Raw genomic sequence first — 18,380 nt, forward strand, 5'->3', positions numbered from 1 at the left:
GAATGTTTGTCATAACGTGTCATGGTCATTTCGACAAATTTTATACATTACGAGTGAAACTGTATATTCTCTACTAATTCATCGTAAATTTTTAGTGCATCATTTTCTTGTTTTTCTTCCAAAGTAGCATAAAGCTTTCTATACATATCGATAGAATCTCCTGAAACTTCACAAGAAAGAGTTGATACGTAATCATTTACGATCATCCAAATGCGATAGAGTAAATAATTATCGACTTGTTCAATGAGTGTTTTAAAGAACGTTTGATGAAGCATTGGAATCGAGTTTTCATTTTCTTCAAGCACTTGATTTAATTTTCTTAGCACTTTAGAAAACGTTTCTTTCGGCAAATTACATACAATTCGAATCATATCTTTCTCAAGCAATCGTTTTGTTTGTAATAAATCACGAATTGTTTTCTCATCTTGCAGCAAGAACGGCGCAATCAATTGTACAAGACCGTTATCGTAAAAGTTTCGAATAAACGTCCCTTCACCACGTCTCGTTTCAATCAATCCTACCAGTTCTAAAGCACGCAATGCTTCTCTTACAGAGGAACGCCCTACGTTTAAACGTGAACTTAACTCACGCTCAGACGGCAAACGATCCCCCGCCACCAATCCATCTTCTTCCATAATGGAACGGATTTTTTTTACAATTTCGAGATATACTTTTGTATTTGATGATGTCAATGGAAATTCCTCGCTTATTCTTTACCAATCAGCGCTAATTGTTTTGTTTTCTCAGCAATCTCATTTGGATCTACTTGACGGCGAGCTACTCCTGTCTCCATTGCAGCTCTCGCAACGTAAGCTGCCACTTGAGGCGCTACACGCGCGTCAAACGGTGCCGGAATGATATAGTCTGCATTCAACTCATCTTCTGCTACAAGCTCAGCAATAGCCTGTACAGCTGCCATCTTCATTTCTTCGTTAATTTGTGTCGCATGTACGTCAAGTGCACCACGGAAAATACCAGGGAACGCTAGTACATTATTTACTTGGTTCGCGAAGTCAGAACGACCCGTTCCAACAACAGCTGCGCCCGCTGCTTTTGCCAATTCTGGCATAATTTCTGGAACTGGATTCGCCATTGCAAAAATAATTGCATCGTCATTCATTGTACGAACCATCTCTTCTGTTAATGCACCTTCTGCAGATACACCAATGAATACGTCCGCACCTTGTACAACGTCAGCTAAAGAACCTTCAATACGATTCTTATTTGTATATTTTGCAACTTCATCCTTCACCGGATTCATACCTGTAGGACGACCATCATAGATTGCGCCTTTACGGTCACACATAATAATGTCGCGTACACCATAGCGATATAAAAGTTTAATAATTGCAATACCTGCTGCACCTGCGCCATTTGCGACAACTTTAATGTCAGACATTTTCTTTCCAACTAATTTTAGCGCGTTCACAAGACCTGCTACTGTTACGATAGCTGTTCCGTGTTGATCATCATGGAAGATAGGAATATTTGTTTCTTTTTTCAAACGTTCTTCAATAATGAAGCAGTTTGGTGCTGCGATATCCTCTAAGTTAACGCCGCCAAAAGTTGGCTCCATTAATTTTACAGTTTCAACAATTTTATCTACATCGTTTGTATTTAAGGCAATTGGGAATGCATCTACACCAGCAAAGCTCTTGAATAATACAGCTTTACCTTCCATTACTGGAAGAGATGCTTCAGGTCCAATGTTACCAAGACCAAGTACAGCCGTTCCATCTGTCACAACTGCTACCATATTTCCCTTCATCGTATATTCATATACCTTACTTTTATCGTCATAAATTTCCTTACAAGGTTCTGCAACCCCTGGAGAATATGCAAGACTTAAATCTTTTGCATTTTCTACTTTTACTTTTGATACAGTTTCTAATTTTCCTTGATGCACTTTATGCATGTGAAGTGCTTCTTCACGAAGTGTTGACAAACTATCCACTCTCCTCAAATTATTCTAGCTGATATCAATTTCTCCAAGTGGTCTGACCACGAACACTACTACTATAATAATCGAAGTGTAGGGAAATTGTCCATTATATTTTCACAACTACATTTTCTTCCCCGACAATTTCACGAAGTGCTCCTAAACATTCTTCACTTGGATGAATCGATAAACTTCGAGACAATTGTACCATTTTATGTTCCTTTTCATAATAAATTAGTACTTTCGCAAAACCTGAATAGTCAAACAATATTTTAGTAACCTGATTTAAAAGCTTTTTCTCATACTGAGACGACAATTTCACGTAAACAGATGCATCTTTCTTTTCTTCATACACATCCATTTCTTCTAACGGATATAGTCCATTTACAATCCATTGCAACTTATGATTTCTAAGCTCAATCATGCCGTCAACTAAAACAATTGCTCCTTCTTGTAACTATCTGAGAAATGTATATATGTTTCAGGGAAAAGAACTGCTTCCATTTCATCGTTTTGATCACAAAATGTAATAAACGCCATCTTTTGCAACTTTTTCGTACGAATCACTCTCACGCTTGTTATATACACGATAGCCCTTTGTACTTTTTTCTTATGTCGCATTGCCTGAGCAAGAGATGGAATTTCTAATTCTTTCGCTAACTTCACATACTGCGCTGTCGGATAGCTTGATAAATAAAAACCTAGTGCTTCCTTCTCTTTATTTAACTGTTCAATAAAAGAGAGCTCTTCTCCTTGCACGTATTTTGATTTTGGAACAGCATCTCCTAAATCACGTGCAAGATTTGCGTACTCTAACGCTCCTTTAAGGCTTTTCCATAAATTTGTTCTCGAAACACCAAAATCGTCAAAACACCCAGACCAGACGAACGCCTCTAAATTTCGCTCTGTTACAAACTTTGATGGCATGCGAAGACAAAATTCAAATAAATCTTCAAATACTTTTTTCTCTCGTTCTTCGAGTAATGCTGTCACTGTAGCCATTCCGATGTTTCGAATTGAAAGTAAGCTGTAACGTATCGCATTACCTTCTATTTGGAAATTGTAACCACTTCTCTGAAGAGACGGCGGCAAAACGTGAAAACCTTTCCGCTTCGTTTCTCGTATATACTGAACAATCTTATCTTCATTTCCAATTGCACTTGATAATAATGCTGTCATAAATTCCAGCGTATAATTCGCTTTTAAGTAAGCAAGCTGATATCCAATCATACTGTAGGCTACAGCGTGACTTCGGTTAAAACCGTAATTCGCAAATCTTACAATTAAATCGTAAATTTTCTCTGCGGATGTCTCGTCATAACCATTTTGTAAACAGCCTTGTACAAAATGCTTACGCTCCTGATCTAAAATATCACGATTTTTTTTACTCACTGCTCGGCGTAATAAATCTGCTTCTCCGAGCGAGAATCCCGCCAACTTCGACGCAATTTGCATAATTTGTTCTTGGTATACAATTACACCGTATGTTCTTTCTAAAATTGGCTTTAAATCCGGATGTAAATATTCAATTTTTCTTTTTCCGTGCTTTGATTCAATAAAGGTTGGAATCTGTTCCATTGGTCCTGGTCTATATAACGAGTTAACAGCGACAATATCTTCAAATTCATTCGGTTTTAACCCGCGAAGTACATTTCGCATACCACCTGATTCAAGCTGGAATACACCTGTTGTATCCCCTCTACCTAACAATTGGAACGTCTTTTCATCTTGAAGTGGTAAATTTCTTAAATCAATTTGTGTCCCCGTCTTTTTCACGATAAACTTTATAATATTTTCAAGTAACGTTAAATTACGTAATCCTAAAAAATCCATCTTTAACAAACCAAGTTCTTCTAATGCATCAGCTGGGTATTGCGTAACATACACATCGTTATGCCCTTCTTGTATTGCAACACTTCCGGTTAACGGCTCTTGGCTCATAATAACGCCAGCTGCATGAATAGACGTATGACGTGGTAAGCCTTCTACACGTTTTGCAATTTCAAACACACGCTCATGTAACAGATTCCCTTGTATAAACTCACGGAGTGATTGCGATTCCTCATATGCATCTTTTAACGTTATACCAAGCTTTGATGGGATAAGTTTTGAGAATATGTCAATGTCTCGCGGCGGAAGCCCCATTACACGCGCAATATCTCTAATTGCCGCTTTCGCTGCAAGCGTCCCGAACGTTACAATTTGTGCAACACGCAGCTGACCATATTTATCTTTCACATATCGAATCATCTCATCACGTCTTATATCTGGAAAATCGATATCAATATCTGGAAGTGTCACACGTTCAGGATTTAAAAATCTTTCAAATAATAGATCGTATTCAATCGGATCAATATCTGTAATTTCTAACACGTAAGAAACGAGTGAGCCGGCTGCCGATCCACGTCCTGGTCCTGTTAAAATATGATTTTCATGCGCATACTTCATAAAATCCCACACGATGAGGAAATAATCACTAAACCCCATACTAGAAATAACGTTTAATTCATGATTCAAACGCTTTATATGTACTTCTTTCGGCGTACCATATCGTTTCTGCAAGCCTTCTTCACAAACGCGGCGTAAATACATATCATTCGTCTCGTTAGCTGGAACAGGAAATTTCGGTAATTGATTTATATGAAACGGTATTTCTACTCTGCAACGTTCTGCAATTTCTATTGTGTTATAAATCGCTTCTTCTACGTGAGAAAATAGTGCTTCCATTTCATCTGATGATTTTAAATAATATTGATCAGTTTTCAACCTTGGTCTATCTGGATCAGTCATTTTCGTTCCACTTTCAACAGATAATAAGCACTCATGAACAAGTGCGTCACTTTGATTGATGTAGCGTACATCGTTTGTTGCAACGACTGGAACATTTATCCTACTCATAAATGCAGGTAATTTCTCTTGCAGGAGCAGTTCATCTTGAATCGCATGATGCTGCAAACTCATATAAAAATTGTCGAACATACTTTGATACATGCGAGCTACTTCTTCAGCTTGACTCTCTTTGTCTTCTAATAATAATTGTTCAATTTCCCCATCTTTACCTGGTGAAATAGCAATTAATCCTTTCGCATAATGGGCAAGCCACTTTTTCGGAATACCTTCTTTTGACTTCGTCATAATGCTACTAGAAATCTTTAATAAATTTTGATAGCCCATTTCATTTTCAGCAAGTAAAACAAGCGGATAAGATTTTTCCTCTTCTTCACTAAAAATAGAAGCTGTTAAGCCGATAATAGGCTGTATACCATGTTTCTTACATGCTTTATAAAACGGAATAACGCCATACATAACATTTTCGTCCGTAATAGCGAGTGACGAAAAACCAAGTTCTTTCGCCCTGACTACAAGCTCATCAATTTTACAAGCACTTTTTAATAAACTAAAAACGGTTTGACATTGTAAATGCACAAACTTCACTGTTGTACCCTCTCTTTACCAATCTGACTACTTTTATTATAGGTGATGAGGAAAGCGGAAATCAAAACATACTTCTTATACTTTGTCCATATATATGAAGAAGAAAGGGGAATGACGATGGATGTAAGAGAACATACTTTTTTCTCTCTGCTTATTATTAGTTATTTTATTGCCTTTGGGGTGATACTTGGTGGTTCATTAATTGGTGGATTTGGTGCATTTCTTATCGGAAAACCAACTCTAACTTACATTAATCAATTCGCCCAAAATTTAAGAATCTGGGCACTCGTTGCAGCAATTGGCGGAACATTTGATACTTTTTATAGCTTTGAAAGAAGTTTCTTTGGCGGAGATATGAAAGATATTGTAAAACAAATTCTCCTTATTTTTTTCGCAACGGGTGGTATGCAAACAGGTCTTACCATTATTAAATGGCTAACGCAGGAACATGTATGAGAGTACCAAGTGCCAATACAGCAAAAAAATGGTATTTAGTTTTAGCTGGTGCTGCTGTTGGAGGCGTGTTGAGCTGGTTTGTTTTTTTGTACATATACGGTGTTTTTCAAGAAGAACAAGCTAGTAAAATAGCAGAGCAACGAGAAATTATAGAAAAACAAGAAGCAAAGCTCCACGTCCTTCTCGAAGATCAAGAAAAATTGAATACAGAAAATAAACGCCTCTTAACTATTCAAGAGATTAAAATAAAACTTATAAATCGAGAAAAATACGATTTAGACAACCTTACACTCGAAAATATGACTACGTCTATCCATAATGACCTCCAACATCTTTTAACGAAAAACATTCAAAGTATAGCAAAAAATAAAGACCTACTCAAAAAGGTAATCGAAAACAAAACGTACAAACATTACGATCGGCTATACCGTTTCAAAGTCGATACGATATCTTTTGATACAGTGCTTGAAATTAGCATTACGATAGAGAAAGAAAAATAAAGAAGGAGGGCTTTAGCGCCGCTCCTTCTTTTCGTTCTCATATATAATCTCTTATCTACACAACTCACGTAAATCAGCAAAAAGACGATCCGCTTCTTCCCAAGAAGATGCTTTTGCACCAGAAGCCATCGGATGCCCTCCGCCATTATATTGCATTGCTAATTTATTTATCACTGGTCCTTTTGAACGAAGACGAACACGAATCACATCGTCTTCCTCTAAAAATAGAACCCACGACTTTAATCCATCAATATTACCAAGTGCTCCAACAACACCGGATGCCTCAGAAGGAAGTACATCAAACTTTTCTAACACTTCTTTCGTTAATTTAATGTAAGCTGCTCCTTCTTCTACCATCGTAAAGTTTTGTAAAATATAGCCGTTTAAACGAGCAATCTTTTCTTTCGTCTTATACATTTCATTATATAAATCTGTGAACTTCACATCCATATCAACAAGCTCACTTACATAACGAAGTGTTTTCGCTGTTGTATTCGGGAATAAGAAACGACCTGTATCCCCAACAATACCCGCTAAAATAAGACGAGCTGCTTCTTTCGTTATCTGTAATCCTTTATCTTTTCCATAACTGTAAAACTCATAAATCATTTCACTTGTAGAACTTGCTGTCGTATCTACCCACGTAATATCTCCGTACGGATCTTCATTCGGATGATGATCAATTTTAATTAACATCTTCCCTTTTGCATAGCGTTGATCGTCAACACGTTCTTGGTTCGCAGTATCACATACGATAACAAGTGCATTTTCATATACACTATCTTCAATATCATCCATTACTCGTAAATATTCTAGTGAAGGTTCATTGTACCCAACCGTATAAATATTTTTCTCTGGAAACGATTCTTGTAGAATTGTACCAAGACCTCCCTGTGAACCTAACGCATCTGGATCTGGACGCACATGACGATGAATAATAATTGTATCAAACTCTTTAATTGCTCTTAAAATTTGCTCATGCATATGTATAATCTCCTTTTTACTCAACTTCTTCACTTTAACGTGCAGTAAAAGCCCGATTGGTGCGGGCAAATCATTAGCGTAGAAACATCCTCACACTAATTAAAGTTTCACTTTATCCTCCATTATAACGGAAAGTATTTCATACATGCGAACAATTGCTTTATAATAAAAGTTAGAAAGTTTAGATATTTCTTTTTCTCTACCATTATTTTTCACAAAGCGATGGGAGCGTGCATTATGCCAGTATTAGTCTTCTGTATTATCGTCTCATTTATGTTGTACCTCTTTTACAAAACAAAATACTTTCGTACAAACCGCCCAATGGAGAAAGGTTGGCTCTCAGGAAAATCCGCAATGGCACTTGGTTCATTCGTCTTATTCTTTGGGATAAACCAATTCTTTTTAGAACTTTCAACCGCTCGAATTATCGTTGGTGTTTTATTTGTTCTATTTGGTAGTGCAAGTGTATTTAATGGATTTCGCCAATACAAACATTTCTTACCATTAGCAGTTGAAGAAGCTGAATCTGTCTGAAGCAACATAAAAAAGCATCAATATTGTGATGCTTTTTTACGTCCCCTAACTTTTAAAATCATATATGCAACAAAAGCAGAAGGTATATTAAAGGGGTTGCCTTGTACATGAAAATGTAATTGTTCTTCCTCAAAAGACATTTTTTCATATAGTTCTCGCTGAGATAATCCTGTTCGTTTCTTTTTTTCATGTAAACCTTGTAAGTATAAATATTGAAACGGTATCATCACAAGAAAGTAAAATAGTGCGATTCCACCAAAGAAGAGCACTTCTGATGACATATTGCATACCACCTTCCTAAAATCCATTTCCTTACAATTCAATTGTAACATAGTATAAATTCTAATTAAATTAATATTCTGTTTTTTAGTTATACAATTGTCTCACCACATAATTCCTCTTCAGCATACTGAACATATCGCCGAATAAAAGCACCGGGATCTTTTCTAATAGGCTCGATATCAAGCCTTAATGGAATCTTTCCCGCCATATAAAAAATTCTCGAAGCAGTCCCAAGTCGAATGGCTGGTTCTGAAATACTTTCCCCATATCCCATCATAAAATTCTCCCATACGTCTTCTAACTGTCCCGAAGCAATTAAATGCAATCTCGGAACACCAATATCAAACTCTTTATACCCAAATCCACATTCATCAAAATCAAGTAAATACCAATCCTCTTTGTCTACAAGAATATTTCCAAAATGCATATCACCGTGAACAAATTGTTTTTCTCCTAGTTGAGTTGAATTTGCGAGTTCTTGTATTCTTTCTGCAATTCTTATGCATTTATGCTTATCCGCATGCGATAGAAATGAAGCATTTAGTAATCGTTGTAAAGGCTCGTGGATTATCTTTTGCTCACTATATATAGGCCTTTCATAACCTCTCCAAGTTTGCGGCACTCTTTTGAGCACTTCATTTGTTTTTTCATGAAACTTTCGCATTAATGATCCGAGTTTTTCATAGTCCCTATCCCTTGGTTCTAAAATTTCACTTCCGTTTATAAACCTAAAGACAACAAAATACTGGATATTTCCTTCATCTTTCATAATAGGTGTGATCAAATCACCACTTTTATTGACAACTACTTCTGGTACTAACATTTGTTTTTGTATCGCTATTAACCAATGTATTTCAGCTTCTATTTGCTCGGCTGTATAACGTCCCTCTCTATACTGCCTCACTACAAATTTATTTTTGTCCGATTCTAATATATATGTTTGATTTTCTCCCCCATGTAACAATGAAACTTTCGTAAAACTATTAAAATTATATTGCTTACATAACTGCTCTTTAATGTGAAAATCCATTCTTCTCCCCCTAGTTCATATAGTGAAGCGTAGTTTCCCTATCCAATTACACTATTATTATCTCTTAATGATTAGTAGCGTAAGCTTTCTTATCAACTAACAACCAATTTTCTATCCGTACTCATACATATCCTTCTATTTTTTCACTTCTCTATCCGAACTCTTACGTAACTTAAACAATAGCTTCAAAATCCAATAAAACAAAATAAAGTTAAAGAAAAAACCTAATGGATTAAACCAACATTCCCACACACCATAATAAACAAACGTTTCAGCTGGTACACCAAAGTAAAGAAAATCCGGCTCATTTTCTCCTGATATAGGAATCAAGGCACCTATACTAGCAAGAGTCAAACTTACAAAATACAACCTCTTTTTAATAGCATTCATTCTTCTATGCGTTAAAACATGAATAATGATGAAACATACGACCACTAAAAAGAAAAGGATTCCGTCCATTCACTTCCTCCTTATCGCTATGCCATTTCCGCATCTTCGAATTTTTCAGTATTTTTATTATACATATGAAATGATACGCTATTTATTTTTTGTTTCTATCCTTTTAAATAAAAAATGGAACAAACCAAAGCGGTCTGCTCCATCTTTTTATTTATCGATCAACTGCACCATAAGTAATGCTTTCCCGACAACATTACCTTCATGATGTACTTCTACATCAACCTTACCAAATTTACGTCCAATTTCTAATACTTTCGGATGAACCGATACAACATTGTCAATTTGAACTGGTTTTACGAAATAAATTGTTAAGTTCTCAACAATTAAATCACTCTTCTTTTGCGCACGAATAACGCGATTCGTTGCTTCCGTCACAATTGTTGTGAATACACCGTAAGATAACGTTCCGATTGAATTCGTCATTTGCGGCGTCACTGAAAATTGATATAAATGTTCATTTTTCGCTTCTTTCGGCGTCATAAATTGATTCGTTACAATATCATCGATTGTTTCGCCGACTTGTGGTTGACGCTGAATCATTTGTAGCGCCTGAAGTACATCTTGACGACTAATAATTCCTTGCAGTTTATTTCCTTCATCAACAACTGGAAGTAACTCAATACCTTCCCACACCATCATACGTGCTGCAGCTGCGACAGACATTTTACCGTTTACCGTAATTGGATGCTTTGTCATCACTTTATCAATTGGTGTTTCTTTCACGACACCAATCATATCTTTTGAAGTTACGATACCTAACACCTTTTTATTTTCATCAACAATTGGATAACGTCCATGCATCGTTTCTTCATTGTACGCATGCCATTGCTGCACTGTATCATTCGGCTTTAAATATAACGTCTCTTCAATTGGCGTTAAAATATCTTCAACGAGGACAATTTCTTTCTTAATAAGCTGATCGTAAATTGCACGGTTAATTAACGTCGCAACTGTAAATGTATCGTAACTACTTGAAATAATCGGCAGTTTTAATTCGTCTGCTAATTTCTTCACATGATCTTCCGTATCAAATCCGCCCGTAATTAATACCGCAGCTCCGGCTTCTAACGCTAATTGATGTGCGTTCGTACGGTTACCGATAATAAGTAAGTTTCCAGCTTCTGTATAGCGCATCATCGCTTCTAATTTCATTGCCCCGATTACGAATTTATTTAACGTTTTATGTAGGCCCTCTCTGCCCCCAAGTACTTGACCATCGACAATGTTAACGACTTCTGCATATGTCAGCTTTTCAATATTCTCTTTCTTCTTTTGTTCAATTCGTATTGTTCCGACACGTTCAATCGTACTAACATATCCTTTATTTTCTGCATCTTTAATTGCACGGTAAGCTGTCCCTTCACTTACACTCAAATCTTTCGCAATTTGCCTTACAGAAATTTTATGCCCTACTGGCAGGCCATTAATATGTTCTAAAATTTGGTTATGCTTGGTAGCCAAATGGTTTCACCATACTTTCTTTTCCCTAAATTCTTCATGTGTTGTATTTTCAGTATACTATATTTTCAAAACTGTTACACTCTCTCTTTATATATCTGTACTATTTTTTTTATAACAAAATACGCCTTACATTACACTACTTCTTCTATTACAACAATGTAATGGTATTGTCATCTCGTTCGATAGTTTGTCCAGCCGCTTCAATATACAATGAAGACAAGAAATGAAACAAAGGAGCGGATATATGATGAAAAAATTATTAGAAGTTGTAGGTGCTGTATTTTTAGCTTTCGTAGATGGAAAAAAAGTTGCAATGGAATTGAATGAAACACCTGAACAGCCACTTCCAAAAAGAAAAAAATCATCAAAACAAGTACAACCTTTAAAAGCTGTCCTACACACGTAAAAAACCCTTCACTTGTCTTTTCAAATGAAGGGTTTCTTTTCTATAGTGTAATACTTTCTCCAGCTTCTAATACTTTTCCTGTACAATTTTGTAGCTTTTCTACAAATTGATATGGGTCTTGTTCAATTACTGGGAACGTATTGTAATGCATCGGCACAACAGTTTTCGCCTGAACCCATTTTGCTGCTAAAACAGCATCTTCTGGCCCCATTGTGAAATTATCGCCAATTGGTAAAAATGCTATATCAATGTTATTCAGTTCCCCAATTAATTTCATATCAGAGAATAGAGCGGTATCTCCTGCATGGTATACAGTTTTCTCTTCTGCTGTAAATAAAATACCTGCTGGCATACCTGTATATGTAATCGTCTTATTTTCTTCATCAATATAACTAGAACCGTGGAATGCTTGTGTAAACTTCACTTTTCCGAAGTCAAATTCATGCGAACCACCAATATGCATCGGATGTGTATTTACACCTTGCCAACTTAAAAATGTCGCTAGTTCAAATGGTGCCACAACAACTGCATTATTTTTCTTCGCAAGCTCTACTGTATCTCCAACATGATCACCATGTCCATGCGATAAAAGAATTACATCTACTTTGACATCTTCAGCCTTTAAATCCGTTGTCGGATTTCCAGTTAAAAATGGATCAATTAAAATCACTTTTCCATTCGTTTCAATCTTTACAACTGAATGCCCGTGATAAGATACTTTCATTACTACATTCCTCCCCTATTCACATTCTCATTTTTATTCTACATGATTTTTCAATTCCCTGTCTTTTCTAACATCTATTTACTTGTCATAACGCTTTCTTCCGATGTAAAGTTATATTTGTAATTAAATATCTCGGGGGTGCCAATCGATGAATGCTAGATTAGAAAATTTAATGCAATGGCTAAAAGAAAAAAACGTAGAAGCTGCGTTCTTAACTTCTACACCGAACGTTTTCTACATGACAAACTTCCACTGCGAACCACACGAAAGACTTCTTGGTATGTTTGTATTCCAAGAAAAAGAACCTATTTTAATTTGCCCTAAAATGGAAGAAGGTCAAGCGCGTAACGCTGGCTGGGCACATGAAATTATCGGATTTACTGATACTGACAGACCATGGGATATGATTGCAAAAGCAATTAAAGACCGCGGCATCAATGCAAATGCAGTTGCAATTGAAAAAGAACATTTAAACGTAGAGCGCTACGAAGAATTAACAAAGTTATTCCCAAATGCAGCTTTCAAATCAGCTGAGGAAAAAGTTCGTGAACTTCGCTTAATTAAAGATGAAAAAGAACTTTCTATTTTACGCGAAGCAGCTAAAATGGCGGACTACGCTGTTGAAGTTGGTGTAAATGCAATTAAAGAAAATCGTAGCGAGCTAGAAGTATTAGCAATTATTGAACACGAATTAAAAACAAAAGGCATACATAAAATGTCATTTGATACGATGGTATTAGCAGGTGCAAACTCTGCTCTTCCACACGGTATTCCAGGTGCAAATAAAATGAAACGCGGCGATTTCGTACTATTTGATTTAGGCGTAATCATTGAAGGTTATTGCTCTGACATTACACGTACAGTGGCATTCGGTGAAATTTCTGAAGAACAAACTCGCATTTATAACACTGTACTTGCTGGACAACTACAAGCAGTTGAAGCATGTAAACCAGGTGTTACACTTGGCGCAATCGACAACGCTGCTCGTTCTGTTATCGCAGATGCAGGTTACGGGGACTTCTTCCCACACCGCCTTGGTCACGGACTTGGAATTAGCGTACACGAATATCCAGATGTAAAAGCTGGTAACGAGTCTCCATTAAAAGAAGGTATGGTCTTCACAATCGAGCCAGGTATTTACGTACCAAACGTAGGTGGCGTTCGTATTGAAGATGATATTTATATCACAAAAGACGGGTCAGAAATTTTAACGAAATTCCCGAAAGAATTACAATTTGTGAAATAATAAAAAAGGCAGCGTGATTGCTGCCTTTTTTATTCCTCTACTATTTCAAATTTAACACCATCTTCTCCTCATACTTATCATCCCATTTAATCACAACCTCTATCGGTTCATCTTTAGATAGAGGCGCACAACTTACACAAGAAGACTTCATTTCAACCTTTGCTCCTTTATGATTTTCTGACGTTTGTGTCATTGTGCTAAAGGATCCATTAATAGCAATCTCTAAATTTTTAAATTCTGTATTCCCATCCCCGCCCTTATACTGAAACGTAAACATTCCATCTTCACTGTCGTCCTTAATATATCCTTTATATTGCCCCGTCCAACTTTTGCTCTCGCTAGAAAAAGTAACATACGAAATCGAACAACTCCCTAAAAAGAAAATACTTATAAAAAAGACTAATGCTCTCTTCATCATGCCCCTCCATTCAAAAGCATTTATTTATTGTCTATTTCTTCCTTTTATTATATTATAAAAATACAGAATTTTCTAAAACAGGAGGTTTATATGTTACAACAACAGTTAGAAAAAATTCGTAATAATAATTACATATTGGATAACACACTTAACATTGATTCTTTAAGCTCCAATATGCTTGAGCATATCGGTGTTACTGATAGCTATTTAAGAGACAAACTTATTTACTCTACTTTTTTTCATCTCATCAAAAAGGACTACATTTCACACACACAATTACAGAAACTATTATTAGAAAGCATGAGTGAAAAATATTTATTGTATAAAATTCATTCGGATGACGAAGATGCTGTATTTACCCGCGCATTTACAACATTATTAATTGCGCTCATTATTGATGCCGATACAAAATATAATTTCTTATCACAGAATGATATTTTAACTGTAAAAGATCAATTGATTCTATATATGAACAATGAACATGATTTCCGTGGATATGTGCAAGACCACGGCTGGGCACATAGTATCGCTCATGCTTCCGATACATTTGAGGCGCTTGTGAATAGTCCTAAACTGGAAACTTTATATTACGAAGAAATATTACAAACTTTATTAAACAAAGTTTGTGTTCATTCCCTCTATTACAAATACGAAGAAGATGAGCGTCTCGTTTATCCTATTGTCGCAATGCTGCAAAATGGTCTAAAGGAAGAAGTACTCATATTAGCCCTTCGTGATTTAGCAGCTCAATTACAAGTTCAAAAATCAACGCTACATATTGAATCATACGAATTTCTATACGGAAATATAAAATCTTTCTTACGTAGCTTATTTTTCAGATTACGTACAATGTCTATATGTAAAGAAACTGAATACGAAATTGAAAAATTACTACAAGGACTTCGCCAATATTACTAAAAAAAGAAGGCCACTCAAAAAGTGCCTTCTTCTATTTCACTAATATTTAATTGAAATTTCACGATCCAAACTGAGAAAAGGTGGACAAGAATCGCAAACGCCATACATGCTCCGCTTAAAAAAGTTAGTATAGGATGCGAATACACGTGCCCTAATCCATAGGATATCGCCACGAAAAACATTGTTATGTAAATATAAATTGCTCCATGTATTTGCCTCATATTAACCTCCTTTTCCCATATTATAACATAAATTTTCTGATTATTCACATTAATCTCTTGTGATCAATATTTCTCAACTGTTACACCTCTAACAGCAGCCTTAATATACGGTGCTCCTTGTAAACTTTGTAAATCCTCTGTTTTACCTGTTACGACTACACCGTATATTTATAAGTCTTTTACTACAAAGTTTTTCATCTCATTATAGTTTTCCCTAAAATACTTTTGATACCCCCCTTATTTTCACTTAAAGATATCTAAATACAGCTTTTCTTCAAATTTTTTTTCAAAATAAAAAGCACACCTACCTTGATGTGCTTCTCTCAAAAATACTATTCTATTATTTCATCGCTTCCTTCACAACATCTTGAATCATAACGACTTCTGTTTTCATATCAACAGACAGTGCTTCTTCATCAATACATTCATACCAAAACGCTAAGTGCTTTTTATCAATTTCATGATGAGAATTTTCGACAGGAGCCCCGCCTTCTCCTTGCACAGAATACCAATATAAGTATTCTTCTCCATCTCTTATTTCCCGGAAAATTGTCTCAACGTACATCTTTTCGTCGTTTAGTGTCAAAAGCACTTCTTTCATATTGTCATTAAGAAGCTGCATCCATGCATCTACACGCTGACTTTTACCTTGTTTCACTTTGAATCTCGTTAACTCTACATTCATTTTTATTCCCCCGTTTTCTTGCGTACAAACAATCTATATTCTATTGGATTATAAAAACTTAATTTACTAGCTAGTTTTTGCGAAGGAATATTGTCTACATAACAATCCCAGCACGGTGTAATATCATTTTGCATGCAATGTTCAATGAACCGCGTTGCAACAGCTTGTGCTAATCCTTTTCCTTGATATGATTCATGCGTCACAATATCAATTTCAGCAAATCCATTCCCATTAAATATCGAAACACATTCAGCTACAATCATCCCATCTTGTTCTATACAAAACCCAAAGCCATTATTTAAAAATGCTTCAGTTGATCCCCAATATTCTTTATAATACACCTCTGTAAATTCATTGCTTCGTTCTATATCTCTTTTATCAATACGCTTCACTTCATATGTATTTTTGTTTGCATCTTGTTTTCTCTCTTCAGAAATTTCTCGTTGAAATTTCATTCGAGGCATGTCCCGAAGTGCATTACTAAAACGCCCTTCAATCATCATTTCCCACTCTTCAATTGAAGTGAAGAGTGTAAATCTCTTCTCTGTTTTTTCAATGGCCATTTTTAAATACGCAAATAAATCTTCGTTATAATTGTGATCATCCGTATGACCAAATAAATAATAGATACCATTAGCTATACGAATTAATCCTGCTGTTAACTTCTCGTTGGCAAAAATCTCGCCATCTATCATTTGGTCACATACCGCATAAGCAAACGTCGTCGTTGTTGTATTACTTTCTAAAATCGGAAGGATTTTTTTATACTCGGCTATAGATAATTTCTTCATAATTGCTCCACTTTAATCGTATCAGCTTCTATATTTTCAAAACAAAGATTTACTGTTCTCTTTAATGCTCTCGTTCTATGAATCGTGCATGCTGGAATTAAGATAGAATCATTCGGCTTTAAAACTGCTGTTTCTCCATCTTCAAAATCGATAAGTAATTCTCCCTCTAGCACAATGAATAATTCATCCGAATTAGAATGATAGTGCCAATCATATTCACCAGTAAATACAGCGATTCGTAAGCAATGACTATTTACATTTGAAACGACGAAGTTTTTATGTTGATCTTGAATGTCCTTTGTTAATTCTATTAAGTTCACAGTTTCCATCTTTCGTCCCACCCTTTCATTAGTCGTTCTTCTGAAAAAACAACTTAGTCTCCACCACCTCCGCAATCTCCTCCACTATCACTTGAGCTGCTACAATCGTTGCTACTGTAGTCACCGAATCCACTTGATGAGCTTGAAGCATATGAAGATTTTTTTCTCATTTTTCTTTGCTTATCGTTCTTACTTTCATAACTAGGCCACACTTTATTAAATAATATAAAGAATAAGACTAGCTCTATTGCGACAAGGAGATACCCAAAAACATTCTCAATAATATTGGGTGTTATCCCAAAACTGTAAAACACCCTAGCTGAATAAAGACACAAAATTACATACAGAGCCATACAAATATACCGAAATGTTTTCTCTATCATAATGACTATTTTTTGTGATAGAGGTATGTTCTGTTCCTGTTTTTTCTTCATATACTTTTGTCTTTTAACTTGCCTTTTCTTCCGCTTTTTACTCCCCATTAAATCTCCTCTTTCGACTTCTTTTTTCATTTAATTCCAAATTATCACAAAAAATAACATTATAACAAGCTATATTTCACGTAAAGTTTTGTTTACTTTTTGTAAAGTTTTATTTACTTATTACCTAAAAATGGATATAGTAAATGTAACAAATTTACAAAAAGGAGACTTTGTATATTTGATTAAAAATAAGGTGAAACAATTCCGCGTCGTTAGAGACATCACCCAAGAACAATTAGCTTCCTCTGTTCAAATCACTAGACAATCCCTCATCGCTATCGAGAAGAATAAATACAACCCGAGTTTAGAATTAGCATTGAAATTATGTGAGTTTTTCAACTGTAAAATAGAAGATTTATTTCAATTAGATAAAACTGGGGAGGAAAAAGAATGAAAAACCCTTTTAATCAAAAGTTCATTTCGCATCTTACCTTTTTATTGTTAGGTTCAACTTTTCTTTATTTCACTAGTAATGATGAAGAAAAAATTACTTCTGTCCTTCTATTCGCTGGCGTATTTATACTCTTAGACTCGATACTATTCGTAGTGAAACAAATATTCTTTAAGAAAAAAAAGAGCGATCCCGAAAAATATCCATTACCTGAGATGGATGAAAGAATCGAGAAGATGAGTTTAAAACTTATGGCGCAAATTTTTGGTCTCTCTCATTTAATCGGTTCTGCGATACTATTTATTTTATATATCACTGACAAAAATTCGATGATACGAGTTGAGTATGCCTTGTATTACTTATTCGGCATTCTTTTCTTTACAATGATGTTCGGATTGAAAATTGTAAAGAAACTAGACAATTAATCCAAGCAAAAAGCCCCTCCTTACAAAAGGAGGGGCTTACATGTATTTCTATTATGATAAAGCAGGAGCTTTTTCAAGAAGCTCTTTCGCATCAGCATATTGTAAACCGTGTGCTTCTGCAACTGCTTCGAATGTTACATATCCGTCTAATGTGTTAATACCTTTTAATAATGCAGTGTTGCCTAAGCAAGCATCTTTGTAGCCTTTGTTCGCAATTTGTACTGCATATGGTACCGTTACGTTTGTTAATGCAAGAGTTGATGTACGTGGAAC

22 protein-coding genes and 3 pseudogenes are annotated in these 18,380 nt (G+C 35.5%); 8 read left to right on the forward strand and 17 right to left on the reverse strand.

Going from position 1 to position 18,380, the window contains the following annotated elements:
- Positions 1 to 47: 47 nt before the first annotated feature.
- The 3 genes and pseudogenes from GFJ36_RS23695 to dnaE all read right to left on the reverse strand — a co-directional run bounded on the left by GFJ36_RS23695 (position 48) and on the right by dnaE (position 5,374).
- Positions 48 to 692 carry a FadR/GntR family transcriptional regulator gene (locus GFJ36_RS23695; protein WP_000204434.1) on the reverse strand — a complete coding sequence of 215 codons (645 nt, stop codon included), beginning with the start codon at positions 690 to 692 and terminating at the stop codon, positions 48 to 50.
- Positions 693 to 706: 14 nt separating this feature from the next.
- The gene (gene ystJ, locus GFJ36_RS23700) at positions 707 to 1,915 is read right to left on the reverse strand and encodes an NADP-dependent malic enzyme (protein WP_176546135.1); all 1,209 of its coding nucleotides are present in this window, start codon (positions 1,913 to 1,915) and stop codon (positions 707 to 709) included.
- 133 nt (positions 1,916 to 2,048) lie between these two features.
- Positions 2,049 to 5,374, reverse strand: a pseudogene (gene dnaE, locus GFJ36_RS23705) (DNA polymerase III subunit alpha).
- Positions 5,375 to 5,416: 42 nt separating this feature from the next.
- Between dnaE and ytrH the strand changes: the two are divergent.
- Together ytrH and ytrI are read left to right on the forward strand one after the other, a co-directional pair.
- The gene (gene ytrH / locus GFJ36_RS23710; protein WP_073516695.1) at positions 5,417 to 5,830 is read left to right on the forward strand and encodes a sporulation membrane protein YtrH; all 414 of its coding nucleotides are present in this window, start codon (positions 5,417 to 5,419) and stop codon (positions 5,828 to 5,830) included.
- Positions 5,827 to 6,330, forward strand: coding sequence for a sporulation membrane protein YtrI (ytrI, locus tag GFJ36_RS23715; RefSeq protein ID WP_046958744.1), 504 nt, complete (start codon positions 5,827 to 5,829; stop codon positions 6,328 to 6,330). Before ytrH ends, ytrI begins: the two co-directional genes overlap by 4 nt.
- 51 nt (positions 6,331 to 6,381) lie before the next feature.
- Here the strand turns inward: ytrI and GFJ36_RS23720 are convergent, their stop codons facing one another.
- Positions 6,382 to 7,314, reverse strand: coding sequence for a DHH family phosphoesterase (locus tag GFJ36_RS23720; RefSeq protein WP_087985387.1), 933 nt, complete (start codon positions 7,312 to 7,314; stop codon positions 6,382 to 6,384).
- A gap of 237 nt (positions 7,315 to 7,551) precedes the next feature.
- On the opposite strand from GFJ36_RS23720, the gene GFJ36_RS23725 reads away from it, so the two are divergent.
- Positions 7,552 to 7,848, forward strand: coding sequence for a YtpI family protein (locus GFJ36_RS23725; protein ID WP_001144772.1), 297 nt, complete (start codon positions 7,552 to 7,554; stop codon positions 7,846 to 7,848).
- A 17-nt stretch (positions 7,849 to 7,865) separates the two neighbouring features.
- Here the strand turns inward: GFJ36_RS23725 and GFJ36_RS23730 are convergent, their stop codons facing one another.
- The 4 genes from GFJ36_RS23730 to GFJ36_RS23745 all read right to left on the reverse strand — a co-directional run bounded on the left by GFJ36_RS23730 (position 7,866) and on the right by GFJ36_RS23745 (position 11,080).
- Complete coding sequence (locus tag GFJ36_RS23730; protein WP_061677033.1) at positions 7,866 to 8,129, reverse strand: DUF3949 domain-containing protein; 264 nt, start codon at positions 8,127 to 8,129, stop codon at positions 7,866 to 7,868.
- A gap of 89 nt (positions 8,130 to 8,218) precedes the next feature.
- The gene (locus GFJ36_RS23735; RefSeq protein WP_088609293.1) at positions 8,219 to 9,160 is read right to left on the reverse strand and encodes a phosphotransferase enzyme family protein; all 942 of its coding nucleotides are present in this window, start codon (positions 9,158 to 9,160) and stop codon (positions 8,219 to 8,221) included.
- Between the two features lie 135 nt (positions 9,161 to 9,295).
- Complete coding sequence (locus tag GFJ36_RS23740; RefSeq protein ID WP_098230312.1) at positions 9,296 to 9,619, reverse strand: hypothetical protein; 324 nt, start codon at positions 9,617 to 9,619, stop codon at positions 9,296 to 9,298.
- Positions 9,620 to 9,766: 147 nt separating this feature from the next.
- Positions 9,767 to 11,080 carry a CBS domain-containing protein gene (locus GFJ36_RS23745; protein ID WP_000201566.1) on the reverse strand — a complete coding sequence of 438 codons (1,314 nt, stop codon included), beginning with the start codon at positions 11,078 to 11,080 and terminating at the stop codon, positions 9,767 to 9,769.
- 247 nt (positions 11,081 to 11,327) lie between these two features.
- Between GFJ36_RS23745 and GFJ36_RS29235 the strand changes: the two genes are divergently transcribed.
- Positions 11,328 to 11,486, forward strand: coding sequence for a hypothetical protein (locus tag GFJ36_RS29235; protein ID WP_165919905.1), 159 nt, complete (start codon positions 11,328 to 11,330; stop codon positions 11,484 to 11,486).
- Positions 11,487 to 11,526: 40 nt separating this feature from the next.
- Here GFJ36_RS29235 and GFJ36_RS23750 read toward each other — a convergent pair whose 3' ends face one another.
- A complete protein-coding gene (locus tag GFJ36_RS23750) occupies positions 11,527 to 12,210 on the reverse strand; it encodes a metal-dependent hydrolase (RefSeq protein WP_060486546.1) in 684 nt (227 codons plus the stop codon).
- A 148-nt stretch (positions 12,211 to 12,358) separates the two neighbouring features.
- Between GFJ36_RS23750 and pepQ the strand changes: the two genes are divergently transcribed.
- Positions 12,359 to 13,456, forward strand: a complete 1,098-nt coding sequence (pepQ, locus tag GFJ36_RS23755; RefSeq protein ID WP_000994037.1) for a Xaa-Pro dipeptidase — start codon at positions 12,359 to 12,361, stop codon at positions 13,454 to 13,456.
- 40 nt (positions 13,457 to 13,496) lie between these two features.
- Here pepQ and GFJ36_RS23760 read toward each other — a convergent pair whose 3' ends face one another.
- On the reverse strand, positions 13,497 to 13,874 hold the full coding sequence (locus GFJ36_RS23760; protein WP_097907916.1) for a hypothetical protein: 378 nt from the start codon (positions 13,872 to 13,874) through the stop codon (positions 13,497 to 13,499).
- 90 nt (positions 13,875 to 13,964) lie between these two features.
- On the opposite strand from GFJ36_RS23760, the gene GFJ36_RS23765 reads away from it, so the two are divergent.
- Positions 13,965 to 14,792 carry a DUF2785 domain-containing protein gene (locus GFJ36_RS23765; RefSeq protein ID WP_097907915.1) on the forward strand — a complete coding sequence of 276 codons (828 nt, stop codon included), beginning with the start codon at positions 13,965 to 13,967 and terminating at the stop codon, positions 14,790 to 14,792.
- Positions 14,793 to 14,806: 14 nt separating this feature from the next.
- Here GFJ36_RS23765 and GFJ36_RS23770 read toward each other — a convergent pair whose 3' ends face one another.
- From GFJ36_RS23770 to GFJ36_RS23790, 6 genes and pseudogenes are all read right to left on the reverse strand, one after another.
- Entirely contained in the window at positions 14,807 to 15,013 is a 207-nt protein-coding gene (locus GFJ36_RS23770) for a hypothetical protein (protein WP_001248904.1), read from the reverse strand.
- 63 nt (positions 15,014 to 15,076) lie between these two features.
- Positions 15,077 to 15,250: pseudogene (locus GFJ36_RS29880) on the reverse strand (anti sigma factor C-terminal domain-containing protein); the annotation flags it as partial.
- Positions 15,251 to 15,353: 103 nt separating this feature from the next.
- The gene (locus GFJ36_RS23775; RefSeq protein ID WP_097907914.1) at positions 15,354 to 15,698 is read right to left on the reverse strand and encodes a DUF6176 family protein; all 345 of its coding nucleotides are present in this window, start codon (positions 15,696 to 15,698) and stop codon (positions 15,354 to 15,356) included.
- 2 nt (positions 15,699 to 15,700) lie between these two features.
- Positions 15,701 to 16,489, reverse strand: a complete 789-nt coding sequence (locus tag GFJ36_RS23780; protein WP_097907913.1) for a GNAT family N-acetyltransferase — start codon at positions 16,487 to 16,489, stop codon at positions 15,701 to 15,703.
- Entirely contained in the window at positions 16,486 to 16,818 is a 333-nt protein-coding gene (locus GFJ36_RS23785; protein ID WP_000450941.1) for a cupin domain-containing protein, read from the reverse strand. The genes GFJ36_RS23780 and GFJ36_RS23785 overlap by 4 nt, the downstream gene beginning before the upstream one ends.
- Positions 16,819 to 16,862: 44 nt before the next feature.
- Positions 16,863 to 17,291, reverse strand: coding sequence for a hypothetical protein (locus tag GFJ36_RS23790; protein WP_097908388.1), 429 nt, complete (start codon positions 17,289 to 17,291; stop codon positions 16,863 to 16,865).
- 178 nt (positions 17,292 to 17,469) lie between these two features.
- Between GFJ36_RS23790 and GFJ36_RS23795 the strand changes: the two genes are divergently transcribed.
- On the forward strand, positions 17,470 to 17,685 hold the full coding sequence (locus tag GFJ36_RS23795) for a helix-turn-helix transcriptional regulator (protein ID WP_431144324.1): 216 nt from the start codon (positions 17,470 to 17,472) through the stop codon (positions 17,683 to 17,685).
- Positions 17,682 to 18,107, forward strand: coding sequence for a hypothetical protein (locus GFJ36_RS23800; protein WP_087985399.1), 426 nt, complete (start codon positions 17,682 to 17,684; stop codon positions 18,105 to 18,107). The genes GFJ36_RS23795 and GFJ36_RS23800 overlap by 4 nt, the downstream gene beginning before the upstream one ends.
- A gap of 51 nt (positions 18,108 to 18,158) precedes the next feature.
- On the opposite strand, the pseudogene GFJ36_RS23805 reads toward GFJ36_RS23800, so the two are convergent.
- Positions 18,159 to 18,380: pseudogene (locus GFJ36_RS23805) on the reverse strand (alanine dehydrogenase); the annotation flags it as partial.

Origin of the sequence: Bacillus sp. EE-W1 (genome assembly GCF_009760835.1) — a bacterium.
Lineage (GTDB): Bacteria > Bacillota > Bacilli > Bacillales > Bacillaceae_G > Bacillus_A > Bacillus_A wiedmannii.

What these genes read in the sequence shown, in the direction of transcription:
- pepQ (WP_000994037.1), top strand. Translation starts at nt 12,359, where the DNA reads ATGAATGCTAGATTAGAAAATTTAATGCAATGGCTAAAAGAAAAAAAC.
- GFJ36_RS23735 (WP_088609293.1), bottom strand. Translation starts at nt 9,160, where the DNA reads ATGGATTTTCACATTAAAGAGCAGTTATGTAAGCAATATAATTTTAAT.
- GFJ36_RS23750 (WP_060486546.1), bottom strand. Translation starts at nt 12,210, where the DNA reads ATGAAAGTATCTTATCACGGGCATTCAGTTGTAAAGATTGAAACGAAT.
- ystJ (WP_176546135.1), bottom strand. Translation starts at nt 1,915, where the DNA reads ATGCATAAAGTGCATCAAGGAAAATTAGAAACTGTATCAAAAGTAAAA.
- GFJ36_RS23765 (WP_097907915.1), top strand. Translation starts at nt 13,965, where the DNA reads ATGTTACAACAACAGTTAGAAAAAATTCGTAATAATAATTACATATTG.
- GFJ36_RS23725 (WP_001144772.1), top strand. Translation starts at nt 7,552, where the DNA reads ATGCCAGTATTAGTCTTCTGTATTATCGTCTCATTTATGTTGTACCTC.
- GFJ36_RS29235 (WP_165919905.1), top strand. Translation starts at nt 11,328, where the DNA reads ATGAAAAAATTATTAGAAGTTGTAGGTGCTGTATTTTTAGCTTTCGTA.
- GFJ36_RS23760 (WP_097907916.1), bottom strand. Translation starts at nt 13,874, where the DNA reads ATGATGAAGAGAGCATTAGTCTTTTTTATAAGTATTTTCTTTTTAGGG.
- ytrI (WP_046958744.1), top strand. Translation starts at nt 5,827, where the DNA reads ATGAGAGTACCAAGTGCCAATACAGCAAAAAAATGGTATTTAGTTTTA.
- GFJ36_RS23770 (WP_001248904.1), bottom strand. Translation starts at nt 15,013, where the DNA reads ATGAGGCAAATACATGGAGCAATTTATATTTACATAACAATGTTTTTC.
- GFJ36_RS23790 (WP_097908388.1), bottom strand. Translation starts at nt 17,291, where the DNA reads ATGGGGAGTAAAAAGCGGAAGAAAAGGCAAGTTAAAAGACAAAAGTAT.
- GFJ36_RS23780 (WP_097907913.1), bottom strand. Translation starts at nt 16,489, where the DNA reads ATGAAGAAATTATCTATAGCCGAGTATAAAAAAATCCTTCCGATTTTA.
- GFJ36_RS23785 (WP_000450941.1), bottom strand. Translation starts at nt 16,818, where the DNA reads ATGGAAACTGTGAACTTAATAGAATTAACAAAGGACATTCAAGATCAA.
- GFJ36_RS23730 (WP_061677033.1), bottom strand. Translation starts at nt 8,129, where the DNA reads ATGTCATCAGAAGTGCTCTTCTTTGGTGGAATCGCACTATTTTACTTT.
- GFJ36_RS23775 (WP_097907914.1), bottom strand. Translation starts at nt 15,698, where the DNA reads ATGAATGTAGAGTTAACGAGATTCAAAGTGAAACAAGGTAAAAGTCAG.
- GFJ36_RS23720 (WP_087985387.1), bottom strand. Translation starts at nt 7,314, where the DNA reads ATGCATGAGCAAATTTTAAGAGCAATTAAAGAGTTTGATACAATTATT.
- GFJ36_RS23800 (WP_087985399.1), top strand. Translation starts at nt 17,682, where the DNA reads ATGAAAAACCCTTTTAATCAAAAGTTCATTTCGCATCTTACCTTTTTA.
- GFJ36_RS23740 (WP_098230312.1), bottom strand. Translation starts at nt 9,619, where the DNA reads ATGGACGGAATCCTTTTCTTTTTAGTGGTCGTATGTTTCATCATTATT.